Source organism: Magnetospirillum sp. SS-4 (genome assembly GCF_902729425.1).
Taxonomy (GTDB): domain Bacteria; phylum Pseudomonadota; class Alphaproteobacteria; order Rhodospirillales; family Magnetospirillaceae; genus Phaeospirillum.
Genome location: NZ_LR746531.1, coordinates 108,737 through 123,842, shown reverse-complemented (window position 1 = coordinate 123,842; position 15,106 = coordinate 108,737). Strand labels below are relative to the sequence as shown.

17 protein-coding genes are annotated in these 15,106 nt (G+C 65.5%); 4 read left to right on the top strand and 13 right to left on the bottom strand.

What is annotated here, in order from left to right; genetic code table 11:
• Position 1: 1 nt before the first annotated feature.
• Genes MTBSS4_RS20965 through MTBSS4_RS20940 form a run of 6 tightly spaced genes read right to left on the bottom strand, consistent with a single transcriptional unit; the run spans position 2 to position 5,979 of the window.
• Positions 2–610, bottom strand: a complete 609-nt coding sequence (locus tag MTBSS4_RS20965) for an NUDIX domain-containing protein (protein ID WP_173985315.1) — start codon at positions 608–610, stop codon at positions 2–4.
• A 22-nt stretch (positions 611–632) separates the two neighbouring features.
• On the bottom strand, positions 633–1,106 hold the full coding sequence (locus tag MTBSS4_RS20960) for a CopD family protein (protein ID WP_173985314.1): 474 nt from the start codon (positions 1,104–1,106) through the stop codon (positions 633–635).
• 5 nt (positions 1,107–1,111) lie between these two features.
• The gene (gene parA / locus MTBSS4_RS20955; RefSeq protein ID WP_173985313.1) at positions 1,112–1,756 is read right to left on the bottom strand and encodes a ParA family partition ATPase; all 645 of its coding nucleotides are present in this window, start codon (positions 1,754–1,756) and stop codon (positions 1,112–1,114) included.
• Between the two features lie 50 nt (positions 1,757–1,806).
• On the bottom strand, positions 1,807–3,387 hold the full coding sequence (locus MTBSS4_RS20950; RefSeq protein WP_254432702.1) for a hypothetical protein: 1,581 nt from the start codon (positions 3,385–3,387) through the stop codon (positions 1,807–1,809).
• On the bottom strand, positions 3,387–4,079 hold the full coding sequence (locus MTBSS4_RS20945; RefSeq protein WP_173985311.1) for a cyclopropane-fatty-acyl-phospholipid synthase family protein: 693 nt from the start codon (positions 4,077–4,079) through the stop codon (positions 3,387–3,389). The genes MTBSS4_RS20950 and MTBSS4_RS20945 overlap by 1 nt, the downstream gene beginning before the upstream one ends.
• 52 nt (positions 4,080–4,131) lie before the next feature.
• Positions 4,132–5,979, bottom strand: coding sequence for a sensor domain-containing diguanylate cyclase (locus tag MTBSS4_RS20940; RefSeq protein WP_173985310.1), 1,848 nt, complete (start codon positions 5,977–5,979; stop codon positions 4,132–4,134).
• Positions 5,980–6,147: 168 nt separating this feature from the next.
• Between MTBSS4_RS20940 and pap the strand changes: the two genes are divergently transcribed.
• From pap to MTBSS4_RS20920, 4 genes are all read left to right on the top strand, one after another.
• Complete coding sequence (gene pap / locus MTBSS4_RS20935; protein WP_173985309.1) at positions 6,148–7,683, top strand: polyphosphate:AMP phosphotransferase; 1,536 nt, start codon at positions 6,148–6,150, stop codon at positions 7,681–7,683.
• A gap of 296 nt (positions 7,684–7,979) precedes the next feature.
• Entirely contained in the window at positions 7,980–8,999 is a 1,020-nt protein-coding gene (locus tag MTBSS4_RS20930) for an aspartate-semialdehyde dehydrogenase (RefSeq protein ID WP_173985308.1), read from the top strand.
• Positions 9,000–9,198: 199 nt separating this feature from the next.
• Positions 9,199–9,396, top strand: coding sequence for a hypothetical protein (locus tag MTBSS4_RS20925; RefSeq protein WP_173985307.1), 198 nt, complete (start codon positions 9,199–9,201; stop codon positions 9,394–9,396).
• 38 nt (positions 9,397–9,434) lie between these two features.
• The gene (locus MTBSS4_RS20920) at positions 9,435–9,656 is read left to right on the top strand and encodes a hypothetical protein (protein WP_173985306.1); all 222 of its coding nucleotides are present in this window, start codon (positions 9,435–9,437) and stop codon (positions 9,654–9,656) included.
• A gap of 61 nt (positions 9,657–9,717) precedes the next feature.
• Here the strand turns inward: MTBSS4_RS20920 and rplQ are convergent, their stop codons facing one another.
• The 7 genes from rplQ to rplO form a co-directional block, all read right to left on the bottom strand.
• The gene (gene rplQ, locus MTBSS4_RS20915; RefSeq protein WP_173985305.1) at positions 9,718–10,137 is read right to left on the bottom strand and encodes a 50S ribosomal protein L17; all 420 of its coding nucleotides are present in this window, start codon (positions 10,135–10,137) and stop codon (positions 9,718–9,720) included.
• A 169-nt stretch (positions 10,138–10,306) separates the two neighbouring features.
• The gene (locus tag MTBSS4_RS20910) at positions 10,307–11,323 is read right to left on the bottom strand and encodes a DNA-directed RNA polymerase subunit alpha (protein ID WP_173985304.1); all 1,017 of its coding nucleotides are present in this window, start codon (positions 11,321–11,323) and stop codon (positions 10,307–10,309) included.
• Between the two features lie 109 nt (positions 11,324–11,432).
• A complete protein-coding gene (rpsK, locus tag MTBSS4_RS20905) occupies positions 11,433–11,828 on the bottom strand; it encodes a 30S ribosomal protein S11 (protein ID WP_173985303.1) in 396 nt (131 codons plus the stop codon).
• A gap of 12 nt (positions 11,829–11,840) precedes the next feature.
• On the bottom strand, positions 11,841–12,218 hold the full coding sequence (gene rpsM, locus MTBSS4_RS20900) for a 30S ribosomal protein S13 (RefSeq protein WP_173985302.1): 378 nt from the start codon (positions 12,216–12,218) through the stop codon (positions 11,841–11,843).
• 169 nt (positions 12,219–12,387) lie between these two features.
• The gene (locus MTBSS4_RS20895; RefSeq protein ID WP_173985301.1) at positions 12,388–13,041 is read right to left on the bottom strand and encodes an adenylate kinase; all 654 of its coding nucleotides are present in this window, start codon (positions 13,039–13,041) and stop codon (positions 12,388–12,390) included.
• 27 nt (positions 13,042–13,068) lie between these two features.
• Positions 13,069–14,418 carry a preprotein translocase subunit SecY gene (secY, locus tag MTBSS4_RS20890; RefSeq protein ID WP_173985300.1) on the bottom strand — a complete coding sequence of 450 codons (1,350 nt, stop codon included), beginning with the start codon at positions 14,416–14,418 and terminating at the stop codon, positions 13,069–13,071.
• 163 nt (positions 14,419–14,581) lie between these two features.
• Complete coding sequence (gene rplO / locus MTBSS4_RS20885; protein ID WP_173985299.1) at positions 14,582–15,064, bottom strand: 50S ribosomal protein L15; 483 nt, start codon at positions 15,062–15,064, stop codon at positions 14,582–14,584.
• Between the last annotated feature and the right edge of the window lie 42 nt (positions 15,065–15,106).

Genomic DNA, 15,106 nt, shown 5'->3' with positions numbered 1-15,106 from the left:
ATCACTCCCGCGGCCAGCGCGCCCGCAGCCCGTCCTTTTCCAGGGCCAGCCACTGGATGGCGACGGCAGCCATGGCGTTGTTGATGCGGCCGTCCCGCACCATGGCCAGGGCCTCGGCGCTGGAGACCACCAGGACGCGGATGTCCTCGCCCTCGTCCTCCAGGCCGTGAATTCCGGAAACGGCCGACGAATCCACCCGGGCGCAATAAAGCTTGCAGCTTTCCGACGATCCGCCGGCGGTGACCAGATAGTCGCCGATATGGATCATGTCCAGCGGTACGGCTCCCGCTTCTTCCTCGGTCTCGCGCCGCGCCACGTCGTCGGGGTCCTCGCCGTCCTCGATGATGCCGGCGACGCATTCGATCAGCCACGGATGCCAGCCGGCGGCATAGGCGCCGGGGCGGAACTGTTCGATCAGCGCCACCGCGTCGCGGTCGGGATCGTAGAGCAGCACCACCACGGCATGGCCGCGCTCGAACACTTCGCGCACCATCTCGGCGCTCCAGCCGCCGGCGAAGGTGCGGTGGCGCAGCCGGTAGCGGTCCACCCGGAAATAGCCCTGAAACACCGTTTCCCTGGCGAGAACCTCGACATCCGTCTTCGCGTCCACGATCAGAACACTCCCGAGAGAACTACGCTCCGAGCAGCGCGCCCACCGTCCCGATCAGGATGGTGACGATGCCCAGCGCCAGATTGACGGTGACGATATGGCGGATGCGGGTCTGATACCCGGCGGCGGCGGCCAGGTCGCCTTCGGCGAAGGCCCGCTTGAAGCCGCGCCACGGACCGAAGAACAGCTGCACGTACAGCGCCATCATCACCAGGCCGGTCAACTGCATCAGGTCGACGTGGTTGGGACCGCCGCCGAATCCGGCGCGGAACCCCACCAGCAGCACCCCGTATCCCGACGCCAGCAGGGCGGCGATGCTGAGCCACACCCACAGGAAGAAGCGGGGAAACACCTCCCGCCACACCCCCAGGCGCTGGGCCGGTTCCAGGCCGGCCAGGGCGGGGCGCAGGATCATGTGGGCGAAGAACATGCCGCCGACCCAGACGGTGGCCGCCAGGGTGTGGAAGCCGATGGCTAGTCCGTAAGTGTAATCCATTCCGTCTACCCCAGTCCAAGCTTGGCGGCGATTTCCTCGGCCAGCGCCTTGATTTCCCTGGTGGCGGCATGGCGCGGATTGCTTTCGACGACCCCCGCCCCCTCCATCATCGAGGCGGCGAAGGCGACCCGGTTGCCCAGCACCGTCTGCGCCACAGGAATCTCGGCGTCCCTGATCTTGCGGCGCACCGCGTCCACCAGCTTTCCCTTGGCCGGCGTGCGGTTGAACACCATCAGGGCCGGAGACTTCTCCTTGCGCGCCATCTCCAGGGTGGGGCCGGTGGCCCACAGATCCATGGGCGAAGGCTGCATGGGCACCAGGATCAGGTCGGCGGCCCGCACCGCGATCCGCACCTCGGTCTCGGCATGGGGCGGGCTGTCGATCAGCACCAGATCGACGCTGCGCCGCAGCCGGTCCAGCTCGGTGGACAGCCGCCAGCCCGAGGCCTGAACGAAGGCGATGCCGGCACCGTCCTCGGCCACCAGCGCCTTGCGGACCTCGTACCACGCCGCCAGTGAGCCCTGGGGGTCGATGTCGAGCAGTCCCACCCGCATGCCGGCACGGGCATAGGCGACGGCAAGCTGGGCGGCGATGGTGGTCTTTCCCGCTCCGCCCTTCTGCTGGGCGATGGTCACGGCCTTGGCCAGCATGAGGTCCCCCTGGTCGAAAACAATCAAGCTGGAAGGCTAGCCTCTTCCCATCATTTTGCAAGCGCCGCCGGAGGCGTTCCGTCGCACTTTATGCCCCGGGTGAAGACGGTTTCCTCGCCGACCTCGCAGATGTCGTCGGGGCGAAAGCCGGGGATCTGCACGGCGGCCATGGGCAAGGCGTTGTGGGGCTGATTGCCCCGGAACACCAGACAGGGCCAGGCGGCGGCCACCTCCTTGATGTCCAGGTGGCGGTCCCACTGCATGAAGCCGCGTTTCCACCATGTATGGTCGTTGATGAACCAGGCGAAGGTGTCGGCCGGCATGATCCGGGCCAGCCCGGGCGAATAGCGCCCCTGGGCGTTGAGGTCGCCGCGCAGGAAGGCGTAGGGCAGCGACGACGACGAATCGTAGTCGATCTTGGCGCAGGCCTTGAACCGGCCCATGTCGAAGGCCTGGGCGTCGCGGGTCCAGCGGGCCAGCTCGGCGTTCTGCTTCCACACCGCCTGGGCGGTGATCAACGCCAGCACCGCCCCCACCCCGATCCAGGCGCGGCGGTGGGCGCGGACGGCGAAAACCTTGCCCGACAGCACCCAGATGATCGCCAGGGCCGGGCCGGTCAGCATCAGGGCCGGGACCATGTAATGGGCGGCGGCCTGCTTGGCGATCAGCAGCACGGTCAGCAATTGGGCCAGCACGATGCCGGCCAGCAGGCGGGCCAGGCGGTCGCGGCCGATCAGGCCGCGCCGGCGCAGGCGGGCATAGCCGGCCAGCGTCAGCAGCGACAGCGCGAACACGATGGTGAAGATCAGCTTGGACCCGAACAGGCCGATCACCGCCCTGGGATAGCGGCCGGCGTCGATCACCGTGGCGCTGCCGGCGCCATAGGCGCCGCTGTGGAGGATCATGCGGCCCATCCAGTCGAACCAGATGTCGCGGGACGGCAGGGCAGGGGAGGTGAACGCCAGGAAGCCGGCGATGGTGGCCAGCGGCAGCACGATGAACAGCCGGCGGCGGTTCAGCAGGAACAGCGGCACGAGGCCGAGGGCTGCGAACTGCACCTTGCAGGCGACGCCGAAGCCGATGGCGGCCCCCAGCCAGCCGGCGCGGCGGTCGGTCGGGGATTCATCCCGGACGGCCCGCAATGCCGCCAGGACCAGCAGGCAGACGGCGATGATCAGGAACGGCTCGGGCTTGGGGTGCAGCCCGAATTTGGGAATGATCATGGACAGGAACGGCGCCGATTGCGCCAGCAGGGCGGGGGCCAGCCGTCCGGTCGCCGCCAGGAAACCGTGCCCCAGCGCCGCCAGGGCAAGCCCGACCAGCGGATAGAGCACGGTGGTCACCGCCACCAGATGCGCCTCGGGGTCGTTCAGCACCGCCTCGACGATGGCGCCGGCGGGCTGGCCGGCATGCATCAGCCGCAGCACCATGGCGATGAAGGCCTGGACCGGGGTGCCGGGATGGCTGACGTCGGTGGGGGCCAGCCCTTCCACCATCCTCAGGCCGTTCAGCAGGTAATAGTAATCGGGGTCCAGGTTGAACACCTGCCAGAACGGCAGCGAACTGCCCCGCATGACGAACAGGACCAGGACGAACAGCGCCGGCAGGATCAGCAGGGCGGCCCGGCGCATCACGGCCTTGCCGCCAGCACGGCGTAGAGATTGGCGCTCCAGAATTCCGGCGGATTCAGCAGCGCCCAGGACAGCAGGCGATGAACCACGGCATCGGTGATCAGCCGCCGCCGCGATCCCTGCCGCTGGGCATGGATCATGGGCGGGGCAAAGCCGGCGGCGTCGGCCAGCTGGCGCAGCGCGATGGGGGAAAAGGCGGTGCGGTGGGTCAGGTCGCCGAACTGGTATTGCAGCCCCCACGGACAGCCGGCATTGGGAACCTTGATCACCACCCGCCCGCCGGGCGCCAGCCGGGCGCGGATCGCCTGCAACAGATGCAGTCCCTCCTCGGGCGAAAAATGCTCCAGCACATCCAGCAGCACCACCCGGTCGAACGGCCCCAGCGCGGTGTCGGTCAGGACCTCGTGGGCGTCGCGGCAAAGGAAGTCTCCCCGCGCCGCCGCCGGAATCACCTCGGCCAGGGCGGGGTCGTGGTCGATGCCCAGCAGCCGCGTCACCCCCTTGGCCCGCAGATAGGCCAGAAAGGCGCCGGTGCCGCAGCCGATCTCCAGGAACGACATGGCCGGCCGGCAGCCGGCCGGCCGCCAGATCTCGGCATCGAAGCGCCGGATCTGCTTCGGCCCGATCTCGGGCGTGGCATAGGCCTTGTGGCTGGCATAGGTGCCGTAAAAGCCGGGCGCTCGCTCGCTCAACCTCGTCTCCCCCGCATTGCCCGTTGGGTGTAGCGGAGCCGGGCCGGGAAGGTCAATCGCGGAACACGACCTTGTCGCGTCCGGTTTCCTTGGCCTCGTACAGCGCCTGATCGGCGCGGCGCAGCGCGATGTCGATGTCGCCGTCGTCGGGACGAACCTGGGTGACGCCGAAACTGGCGGTGACGCTGAGTTCACCCTTGTCGGTGGCGATATGGATGTCGCCGATGCGCTCGTGCAGGCGGCGGGCCACCTCCATCGCCGCCGCCAGATCGGTTTCCGGCAGCAGAATGGCGAATTCCTCGCCGCCCATGCGTCCGACCACGTCGATGTCGCGCGAAACGCCGGTGCAGACCCCGGCAACCGCCTTGATGACGTCGTCGCCGACCCCATGGCCGAAGCGGTCGTTGATCTGCTTGAACCAGTCGATGTCGAAGGTGACGACGCTGAGCGGCCGGCCGTGGCGATGGACCTTGCCCAGTTCGGCCTCGGCGATGGACAGGAAGTGGCGGCGGTTGCCGACGCCGGTCAAGGGATCGGTGGTGGCCAGCCGCCACAGCTCGCGTTCCATGGTTTCGCGCTCGGTGATGTCGACCACCGTGGCGACGATGCCCCCCGGCCTGCCGTCGGCGCCCTGATAGCAGGCCTTGTCGATGATCACCTGGCGCGTGGAGCCGTCGGCGGCGACCACCGCGATCTCATAGGTCTTGTTGCCCGATCCGTCCAGGACCTCGCGGTCCGCGGCGTCATAATTGGCGGCCAGCTCGCCGGGAAACACGTCATAGACCGTCTTGCCGATCAGATCCTCCCTCCGCGTCCCGAAATAGCGTTCGTAGGCCTTGTTGCAGGTGGCGAACCGGCCGTCGGCGTCGCGGGTGAAAATGGGGATGGGCAGGGTGTCGAACAGGGCGTCCTGGAACGACAGCTGGGTCCGCAGCGTCGTGTCCACCTTGCCTTTCCAATGGGACAGCAGGGTGGCGACGACGGCGACCGCCAGGGCCAGGGCCAGGATGACGATGGCCTGATCGCGAGACTGCATCCAGGCTCCCAGCACCTCGGTCTCGGGAATTCCGACCACCGCGTAGATGTCGTATTTGGCCAACTTCTTGACCGCGACCAGCCGCATCACTCCGTCGATGGGGGAAACCCTATCGAAGATTCCCTCGTCGCCGCCGGCCTGGAACAGGGGCGCGAACTCACCGGATGGGATCACCTTTCCGAACAGATCCTCGCGCACCGGATGGCGGACCAGCAGGCGGTGCTGGAGGTCGCGCAGCGACACGATGCTGCCCGGCGGCAGCGACAGGCCGCCATAGAACCCCTCCATGTAGCTGGTCATGCCCACGTTGGCGACCACCATGCCGCCGAAGCCGCCGCCTGGAACCGGGATGGACCGGGCCACCTGGATGCCCCAGATGTTGGAGATGCGGCCCTTGACCACCTCTGACACCGCCGGTTCCGGCCCGCCCGCCTTCAGCGCCAGGAAATAGCCGCGATCACCCAGATTGCCGCCGGGCGGGGTGCCGACGGTGTTGGCGAAGGCATAGCCGTCGTGATCGGTCATGGTCATGGAGACGATGGCCGGGGCCTTGGCCTGAATGGCCTTCAACCCGGTCTCGATCCCGGCGCGGCGGCTGTCATCCAGGCGCCGCGCCGACGCCAGATCTTCCGGCTGGGGCAGGCGGACGGCGCGTTCCAGCACCAGGTCGGCGCGGTCGAAGGTTCCGGCGGCATGCTCGGCCACCAGCCGCGCATAGGAGGTGGCAAGCCGAACGCCCCGTTCCCGCGCATCCTGGTAGGATCGGTTGAGGTCGATATAGACATGGACGGCCAGAAGGGTCAGGGCGACCCAGATGAGAGCGATGGAGACCCTGATCCGCCTGGCGGCGAAGGCACCGGACACCGTTTTTGGACCTCTTGGGATTGGGACTCGCGGGATGAGAGTATAATCGCAATCGCATTCCAGGCCCATGCTCATTCTACCAGCGCCTTGCGGCAGTGCCCTTGCCGACTCCACACTTTCGTCCTAGGCTCCATCCCTGGGGTTGATTTTATCGTGGGGGGATCGCGCATGTTTGAGGCGGCTGAGCTGGGGCGCAAGATTTCGCGCGAGGATTTCGACGCCATGGCGCCGGGCCTGCGTACCGAATTGCTGGATTTGCAGCAGCAGCTGCGTCAGGCCGATTTTCCGGTCATCGTGGTCTTCGCCGGCGTCGACGGCGCCGGCAAGAACGAGACGGTCAATCTGATCAACGAATGGATGGACCCGCGCTGGATCGTCACCAGGGCCTATGGCAAGCCCTCGGACGAGGAGAGGGAACGGCCGGAATACTGGCGCTATTGGCGCGACCTGCCGCCCAAGGGCAAGGTTGGGCTGTTCCTGTCGTCGTGGTACCACGCGCCGCTGGTCGACCGGGTCCATGGCGTGACCACCGTGGCCGAACTGGACGAGAAACTGGAGCGAATCGTCCATTTCGAGAAAGCCCTGGCCGATGAGGGCGCCCTGATCCTCAAGTTCTGGATGCATCTGTCGGAAAAGGCCCAGAAGAAGCGGCTCAAGGGGCTGGAGAAGGACCCGCTGACCGCCTGGCAGGTCACCGCCACCGATTGGGAGCATTTCGGTCTCTACGACAAGTTCGTCGCCGCCGCCGAGCGGATGATCATGCATACCAGCAAGGGCCACGCCCCCTGGCAGATCGTCGAGGGTGCCGATTCCCGCTATCGCTCCGCCGTGGTGCTCCAGGCGCTGAAGGATGCCATCACCAAGCACCTGTCCAACCGCGAGACGGTGAGGAAGGTCAACGCCGAGATCAAGGGCAAGGCGGCCAAGTCCAAGGTCGGGGGGCCGGCGGCGCTTGCCTCCCAGCCCTCGATCCTGTCGTCGCTGGACATGTCCCAGACCCTGGAGGGGGCTGAATACAACCAGGCGGTCCAGGAACAGCGCGCCCGTCTCGCCCATCTCTACCGCGTCGCCAAGGAACGGGGCGTTTCCACCGCCCTGGTGTTCGAGGGCTGGGACGCCGCCGGCAAGGGCGGCACCATCCGCCGCCTGACCAACGCGCTGAACGCGCGCGACTATCAGGTGATTCCCATCGCCGCCCCCACCGAGGAGGAGCGCGCCCAGCATTACCTGTGGCGGTTCTGGCGCCATATCGCGCGGGCCGGCCGCGTCACCGTGTTCGACCGCTCGTGGTATGGCCGCGTGCTGGTGGAGCGGGTCGAGGGGTTCTGCTCGGACGAGGCCTGGCGCCGCGCCTATGGCGAGATCAACGATTTCGAGGAGCAGTTGACCGGCCATGGCATCGTCATGTGCAAGTTCTGGCTTCACATCACCTCGGAGGAGCAGTTGGCCCGGTTCACCGCCAGGGGCGAGATCGAATACAAGAAATGGAAGCTGACCGACGAGGACTGGCGCAATCGCGAGAAATGGGATTTGTACGAACAGGCGGTCAACGACATGGTGGAACGCACCTCCACCCGCAACGCCCCGTGGACCCTGATCGAGGCCAATTCCAAGTCCTTCGCCCGGGTCAAGGTGATGCGCACCGTCGCCGACGCGCTGGAAACCGCCCTCGGCAAGGTCAAGAAGGAGAAGAAGGGAAAGTAGGCTTCGCCCCGATCCTTTGCGCTTGCGCCCAGGCATGGGTTCCGGTAAAGCATGGCCTTCCGATGGAGGACGCCATGCCGGGTTGCGCAGTCGCCGCGAACAGCCTTGCCGTCCGGGACCAGATCCCGGCGACGGAGTCCGTCGTCACTACCAAAACCGGCGCCACCAAGACCGCTTGAGCGGGCCGGTTCGTCACGAACACACGAAAAAGGCCCGCGGACAGCACCCCGCGGGCCTTTTCGCGTCACGACAAGCGCCACCAGGGGAACCAAGGGTTCGAAACGGAGAAACAGACTATGGGCTACAAGGTTGCTGTGATCGGCGCCACCGGCAATGTCGGTCGCGAGATGCTGAAGACCCTGGCGGAGCGCAATTTTCCGGTGGACGACATCGTCGCCCTGGCCAGCGAACGCTCGGTGGGACGCGAGATTTCGTTCGGTGACAAGACCGTTCTGAAAAGCCAGGATCTGGCGAAGTTCGACTTTACCGGCTGGGACATCGCCCTGTCGTCGCCGGGCGCCAAGGTTTCGGCCCAGCACAGTCCGCGCGCCGCCGCCGCCGGCTGCGTCGTCATCGACAACACCTCGCACTTCCGCATGGACCCCGACGTTCCGCTGGTGGTGCCCGAGGTCAATCCCGAGGCCATCGCCGGCTACAAGAAGAAGGGCATCATCGCCAATCCCAATTGCTCGACCATCCAGATGGTGGTGGCGCTGAAACCGCTGCATGCGCTGGGCAAGATCAAGCGGGTGGTGGTCTCCACCTACCAGTCGGTGTCGGGCGCCGGCAAGGAAGGCATGGACGAACTGTTCGAGCAGTCGCGCGCCGTGTTCGTCAACGACGCCATCACGCCACAGAAATTCGCCAAGCAGATCGCCTTCAACCTGATTCCGCAGATCGACGTCTTCATGGAGGACGGCTCGACCAAGGAAGAGTGGAAGATGGTGGTGGAGACCAAGAAGATCCTCGATGCCGGCATCGAGGTCCACGCCACCTGCGTCCGCGTGCCGGTGTTCGTCAGCCATTCCGAGGCGGTCAACGTCGAGTTCACCCGGCCGGTCAGCGTCGAGGACGCCACCGAGGCCCTGCGCAACGCTCCCGGCGTCATCGTGATGGACAAGCGCGAGCCCGGCGGCCAGATCACGCCGCTGGAGACCACCGGCGAGGACGCGGTCTATATCAGCCGCATCCGCAAGGACCCGACCGTCAAGAACGGCCTGTCGTTCTGGTGCGTCGCCGACAACCTGCGCAAGGGCGCGGCGCTGAACGCGGTGCAGATCGCCGAGGTTCTGGCCCGCGACTTCCTCAAGAAGTAGAGGGGGGCCGGCTTCCCCCTCCTCCGTAAGGTGGAGGGGGAAGCCGGGCGTCGTCTCAGCGGTGGCCTGGGCGACCTGGCGTCTTAAATCGCGAGAATTCATACTTCATTTAAACGCATCCCGTATTCGGGTTGCATATTCCGGATATGGTTTCCCCCATATCGCCCGTGCGGGCGCCGATCATGTGGGAGCCGCCATCATGTCCCTGACCATTTCCCTTGGACCGAGCCCCAAGCGAAAGAGCTTCCTCGCCGCGAGGGATTCCATGTATATCGTGGAACTCGCCCGGAAGATCGCGGATGACTGCCCCAGCTTCCAGGTCCTGGCCCAGTACGGCCACCATGAGACCGAGGTCATCGTCATTGGCGGGCTCTCCGACGACATCGAGCTGTTCTAGGCTTCCGCCGTTATGATGCGTCTCGACAGGGAGGCGCCATGATCGGAAACGACGGCAAGCCGATGACGCGGGACATGGTTCGCGCCGCCATCGCCACCTACAACGCCACGGCCAGGGGAGCGAGGGAATTCGCCGCCATTCCCCGCGCCCTGGTGACCATTCTCGACAATCTGGCGGTGGGCAAGACCACCTATGTCAAGGGCCGGGACGGACAGTTGCAGGTCAGCCGCCGCAAGGACGGCAGCATCGCTGCGGGGTGAGCATGCAAAAAGGGCTGTTCCCGTGGGAACAGCCCTTCGGTCGCTGTTGGCGCGGAACCGGTTACTCGTCGGAATCGGCGCTCTTGTCGGCGGTCGGACCGGAATCCAGGCCCTTGGCGGCCGGATCGCGATCCACCAGTTCGATGAAGGCCATGGGAGCGCAATCGCCATAGCGGAAACCGGCCTTCAGGACCCGGCAATAGCCGCCCTGGCGACCCTTGTAGCGCTCGCCCAGCACGGCGAACAGCTTGGCCACCACCTTGTCGTCGCGCAGGAAGGCATAGGCCTGACGGCGGGCGTGCAGGTCGCCGCGCTTGCCCAGCGTGATCAGCTTCTCGGCGATCGGGCGCAGGTCCTTGGCCTTGGGCAGGGTGGTCTTGATCTGCTCGTGCTTCAGCAGGGCGTTGGCCAGGCTGACGAACAGAGCCTTGCGGGCCGACTTGTCGCGGTTGAGCTTGCGGCCGGACATACCATGACGCATGAAACATCTCCTCGTCGCTTGGCCTCGCCGGGCGAGACCGATTGTGCTGCCGTCGCCGCCACCCCCTTGGGGGAGAGCACGGCGCGGGCGGACCGGAATGGTCCTGTGGAAATACTGTCGGCGCGACGCTGGGGCTTGGTGGGGCGGCCAGCGTCGCACCGATCAGATATCAGTAAGGCTCTTCCAGCTTCTTGGCGAGCTCCTCGATATTCTCCGGCGGCCAGTTGGGAATTTCCATGCCGAGATGGAGCCCCATCTGCGCCAGCACTTCCTTGATCTCGTTCAGCGACTTGCGGCCGAAATTGGGAGTGCGGAGCATCTCGGCCTCGGTCTTCTGGACCAGATCGCCGATATAGATGATGTTGTCGTTCTTGAGGCAGTTGGCCGAACGGACCGAAAGCTCAAGCTCGTCGACCTTGCGCAGCAGGTTCTTGTTGAACGGCAGTTCGTCCTTCTTCTCTTCCTCGACCACGGTGGTCGGTTCGTCGAAGTTGATGAACAGCTGCAACTGATCCTGAAGGATGCGGGCGGCCAGGGCCACCGCATCGTCCGGGGTGACGGCGCCGTTGGTCTCGATGCTCATGGACAGCTTGTCGTAATCGGTGACCTGCCCGACGCGGGTGTTCTCGACCTTGTAGGCGACCTTGCGCACCGGCGAGAAGATGGCGTCGATGGGGATCAGGCCGATCGGCGAATCCTCGGGGCGGTTCTGCGACGCGGGCACATAGCCCTTGCCGGTCTCGACCGTGAATTCGATGTTCAGCTTGGCGCCCTCGTCCAGGGTGCACAGCACCAGATCGGGGTCCATGATCTCGATGTCGTGACCGGCCTCGATCAGGCCGGCGGTGACCTCGCCGGGACCGACGGCGCGCAGATGCATGCGCTTCGGCCCTTCGCCGTGCATGCGCAGGCCCATGGTCTTGATGTTGAGGATGATGTCGGTGACATCTTCCCGCACGCCGGGGATCGACGAGAATTCGTGCAGCACGCCCTCGATCTGGATGGCGGTGACGGCGGCCCCCTGCAACGAGGACAGCAGCACTCGGCGGAGCGAGTTGCCGAGCGTCATGCCAAAGCCGCGCTCAAGCGGTTCGGCGACTGCGGTGGCAATGCGCAGCGGATCGGGCCCGGGCTCCACATGGAGCTTGTTGGGCTTAATCAGTTCCTGCCAGTTCTTTTGAATCACGAGCGTGACCTCATGCTAGGAACAAACGAAAACCGGGAACGGCCGTACCGCCGAACCTCCTCTCTGCGAGAAGGTTGGCGGCCGGCCGAGATCCCGAGGAGAAACCCGATCAGACGCGACGGCGCTTGCGCGGCCGGCACCCGTTGTGCGGGATCGGCGTGACGTCGCGGATCGAGGTGATCTGGAAACCGACAGCCTGCAACGCGCGCAACGCCGATTCGCGACCGGCGCCGGGGCCCTTCACCTCGACCTCCAGGGTGCGCATGCCGTGCTCGGAAGCCTTGCGGCCCGCATCCTCCGCCGCCACCTGGGCCGCGTAGGGAGTGGACTTGCGCGAGCCCTTGAAGCCCTGCACACCGGCCGAGGACCAGGAGATGGTGTTGCCCTGGGCGTCGGTGATGGTGATCATGGTGTTGTTGAACGTGGCGTTCACATGCGCCACGCCCGAAGTGATGTTCTTGCGCTCGCGGCGACGGGGACGCGCGGCAGCAGCAGGCTTTGCCATCTGAGGTATTCCTTACTTGGTAACTTTCTTCTTGCCGGCAATCGGCTTCGCCGGACCCTTGCGGGTACGGGCGTTGGTGTGGGTCCGCTGGCCGCGCACCGGCAGGCCGCGGCGATGCCGCAGGCCGCGATAGCAGCCCAGGTCCATCAGCCGCTTGATGTGCATGGCGACGCTGCGGCGCAGATCGCCCTCGACCTGATAGTCGCGGTCGATCAGCTCACGAATGCGCAGCACCTCGTCATCGGTCAGCTGATTGACGCGCCGCTCCACGGGGATGCCCAGCTTGCTGGTGATCTCCTGCGCCTTGGCGCGGCCGATGCCGTGAATGTAGGTCAGCGCGATCATCACGCGCTTGTTCGTCGGAATATTGACGCCAGCGATACGAGCCAAAGCTGGTTACTCCTTCACCAAAAAAGTCCGCGCCACGATGCGCCCGGAGCCATTACCGAAAAACACAACTCCAGGTCTCGCCCATGACGGGGGAAACCGAAGGTGCGGGATTATAGGGTGATTCGGTCGAGAGTCAACCGTTTCACCCCATGATTCTGTCGTCGCCGTCCTAACCGGCCGAATCCACCACGGCTTCCAGCGCCCTGGTGACCTCGGCGATGTCCATGGTGCCGTCCACCAGCTTCAGCGCGCCCCGTTTGTCGTAATAGGGCAGCAGCGGGGCGGTCTGGGCATGGTAGGCCTCGAGCCGCTTGGTCACCGTCTCGACGTTGTCGTCGGGGCGCCGCACGAACTCGGACGAACCGCAGGAATCGCAGGTTCCGGCAATCTTGGGCTGCTGGAACGTGTCGTGATAGCCGGCGCCGCACTTGCCGCAGGTGAAGCGGCCGGTGATGCGTTCGACGATGTAGGCGTCGGGCACCCGGATCTCGATGGCGAAATCCAGCTTCTTGCCCTTGCGTTCCATCATGGCGTCCAGCGCCTCGGCCTGGGCGACGGTGCGGGGAAAGCCGTCGAAGATGGCGCCCTTGGCGAGGTCGGGCTGATCCAGCCGCTCGTCGATGATGGCGATGACGATCTCGTCGGACACCAGTTGGCCAGCATCCATCACCGCTTTCGCCCGCCGGCCCACCTCGGACCCCGAGGCGACGGCGGCGCGCAGCATGTCGCCGGTGGACAGTTGAACCAGGCCGTACTTCTCCTGCAACCGTTTCGCCTGGGTTCCCTTGCCGCCGCCCGGCGGTCCCAACAGAACGAGATTCATCGGGTCTCCCTTTCTCCTTCGACGTGCCTACCGGCGCCCTCTGAGACGGGACTTCTTGATGAGTCCCTCGTATTGATGGGCCAGAAGATGCGACTGAATCTGCGCCACGGTATCCAAGGTCACCGTCACGACGATCAGTAGGCTGGTGCCACCAAAATAGAAGGGAACCGACCATTTGGCGATCAGCAGTTCGGGCAGGATCGAAAGCGCGGATAGGTAGGCCGCTCCCACCACCGTCAGGCGGGTCAGGACGAAATCGAGGTAGTCGGCGGTATTCTTTCCGGGCCGGATGCCGGGGATGAAGCCCCCGTACTTCTTCAGATTCTCGGCGGTATCGGCCGGATTGAACACCACGGCGGTATAGAAGAAGGAAAAGAACACGATGAAGGCCAGGTACGTCGCGATGTAGAGCGGCTGTCCCCGTCCCATCAGCGCGGTGAAGCTGGTCATCCAGTCGCCGCCGCCGCCACCCTGGGAGGCGAACTGGGCGATGGTCACCGGCATCAGCAGGATCGAACTGGCGAAGATCGGCGGAATCACGCCGGCGGTGTTGACCTTCAGCGGCAGATGCGAGGATTCGCCGCCGAACATCTTGTTGCCAACCTGGCGCTTGGGATACTGGACGATGATGCGGCGCTGGGCGCGTTCCATGTAGACGATGAAGGCGATCACCGCCACGCTCATCACCAGGATCAGGATGATGACCAGCGCCGGCAGGGCGCCGGTGCGGCCCAGTTCCAGGGTGTTGCTGATGGCCGAGGGCAGCTCGGCGACGATGCCGGCCATGATGATCATGGAAATACCCTGGCCGATGCCGCGCGCCGTGATCTGCTCGCCCAGCCACATCAGGAACAGGGTTCCGCCGGTCAGGGTCACCACGGTGGTGAAGCGGAACAGCATGTGGTTGTCCATCATCACCGCCGAACCGCGGGACGAGGTCATGCTCTCCAGCCCGACGGCGATGCCGAAGGCCTGGAGCAGGGCGATGGCGACGGTGAGATAGCGGGTGTACTGGTTGATCTTCTTGCGGCCGGCCTCGCCCTCCTTCTTGATGGCCTCAAGGGTGGGAACCACCGAGGTCATCAGCTGAAGGATGATGGAGGCCGAAATGTAGGGCATGATGTTGAGCGCGAAGATGGTCATGCGCGAGAGCGCGCCGCCGGCCAGCATGTCGAACATGCCCAGCATGCCGCTGCCCGACTGCTTGAACAGGTCGCCCAGCACCTGGGGATCGACGCCGGGCAGGGGAATCCAGGTTCCCAGGCGGTAGATGATGAGGGCGCCCAGCGTGAACCAGATCCTCTTCTTGAGGTCCGTCGCCTTGGCGATCACGCCAAAGTTGAAGTTCGCGGCAAGCTGCTCGGCAGCGGAGGCCATGCCTTACTCCGGGTTTCAGCGGCGTTGGTCCCGAACGGTATCGCCGGAGACGGTGCCGCAATTCCTGACGACGGGACGTGATTCAGGTCAAACGACCCAAATCACGCCCGACTCTACTCGGACGATCGACGCCCCGAAGGTCGTGCCCCGAGGGGCGTGATCGTCAGCCTTCGGCCGGGATGGCCTTGGGCGCGAGGATATTGACCGCGCCGCCCGCCTTCTCGACGGCGGCGATGGCGGCCTTGGACGCGCCCACCACCTCGATGGTGATCTTGGCGGTCAGCTCGCCGCGCGCCAGCAGGCGCACCCCGTCATGAATCTTGCCGATCAGGCCGGCGGCCTGAAGCACGTCGGCATTGATCGGCTTGCCGGCATCGACGCGCTTCTCGTCGATGGCCTTTTGCAGGCGGCCGAGATTGATCTCGGAATACTCGTTGGGGAACGGGACGTTGAAGCCCCGCTTGGGAAGACGGCGGTAGATGGGCATCTGGCCGCCTTCGAAGCCGTTGATGGCCACGCCGGTACGCGAGCTCTGGCCCTTGACGCCCGATCCCGAGGTCTTGCCCTTGCCGGAACCGATGCCGCGGCCGACTCGCTTGGCCTTGTAGCGCGCGCCGTCATTGTCGCGAAGTTCGTTCAGCTTCATTTCTTTTCGTCCTCATGACCGAAATCCGGGGGCCGACGGCCC

Coding starts and splice junctions, on each gene's coding strand:
- rplQ (WP_173985305.1), bottom strand. CDS start 10,137: ATGCGTCATGGTATGTCCGGCCGCAAGCTCAACCGCGACAAGTCGGCC.
- MTBSS4_RS20960 (WP_173985314.1), bottom strand. CDS start 1,106: ATGGATTACACTTACGGACTAGCCATCGGCTTCCACACCCTGGCGGCC.
- MTBSS4_RS20920 (WP_173985306.1), top strand. CDS start 9,435: ATGATCGGAAACGACGGCAAGCCGATGACGCGGGACATGGTTCGCGCC.
- rplO (WP_173985299.1), bottom strand. CDS start 15,064: ATGAAGCTGAACGAACTTCGCGACAATGACGGCGCGCGCTACAAGGCC.
- rpsK (WP_173985303.1), bottom strand. CDS start 11,828: ATGGCAAAGCCTGCTGCTGCCGCGCGTCCCCGTCGCCGCGAGCGCAAG.
- secY (WP_173985300.1), bottom strand. CDS start 14,418: ATGGCCTCCGCTGCCGAGCAGCTTGCCGCGAACTTCAACTTTGGCGTG.
- parA (WP_173985313.1), bottom strand. CDS start 1,756: ATGCTGGCCAAGGCCGTGACCATCGCCCAGCAGAAGGGCGGAGCGGGA.
- MTBSS4_RS20895 (WP_173985301.1), bottom strand. CDS start 13,041: ATGAATCTCGTTCTGTTGGGACCGCCGGGCGGCGGCAAGGGAACCCAG.
- MTBSS4_RS20930 (WP_173985308.1), top strand. CDS start 7,980: ATGGGCTACAAGGTTGCTGTGATCGGCGCCACCGGCAATGTCGGTCGC.
- MTBSS4_RS20950 (WP_254432702.1), bottom strand. CDS start 3,387: ATGCGCCGGGCCGCCCTGCTGATCCTGCCGGCGCTGTTCGTCCTGGTC.
- MTBSS4_RS20925 (WP_173985307.1), top strand. CDS start 9,199: ATGTCCCTGACCATTTCCCTTGGACCGAGCCCCAAGCGAAAGAGCTTC.
- pap (WP_173985309.1), top strand. CDS start 6,148: ATGTTTGAGGCGGCTGAGCTGGGGCGCAAGATTTCGCGCGAGGATTTC.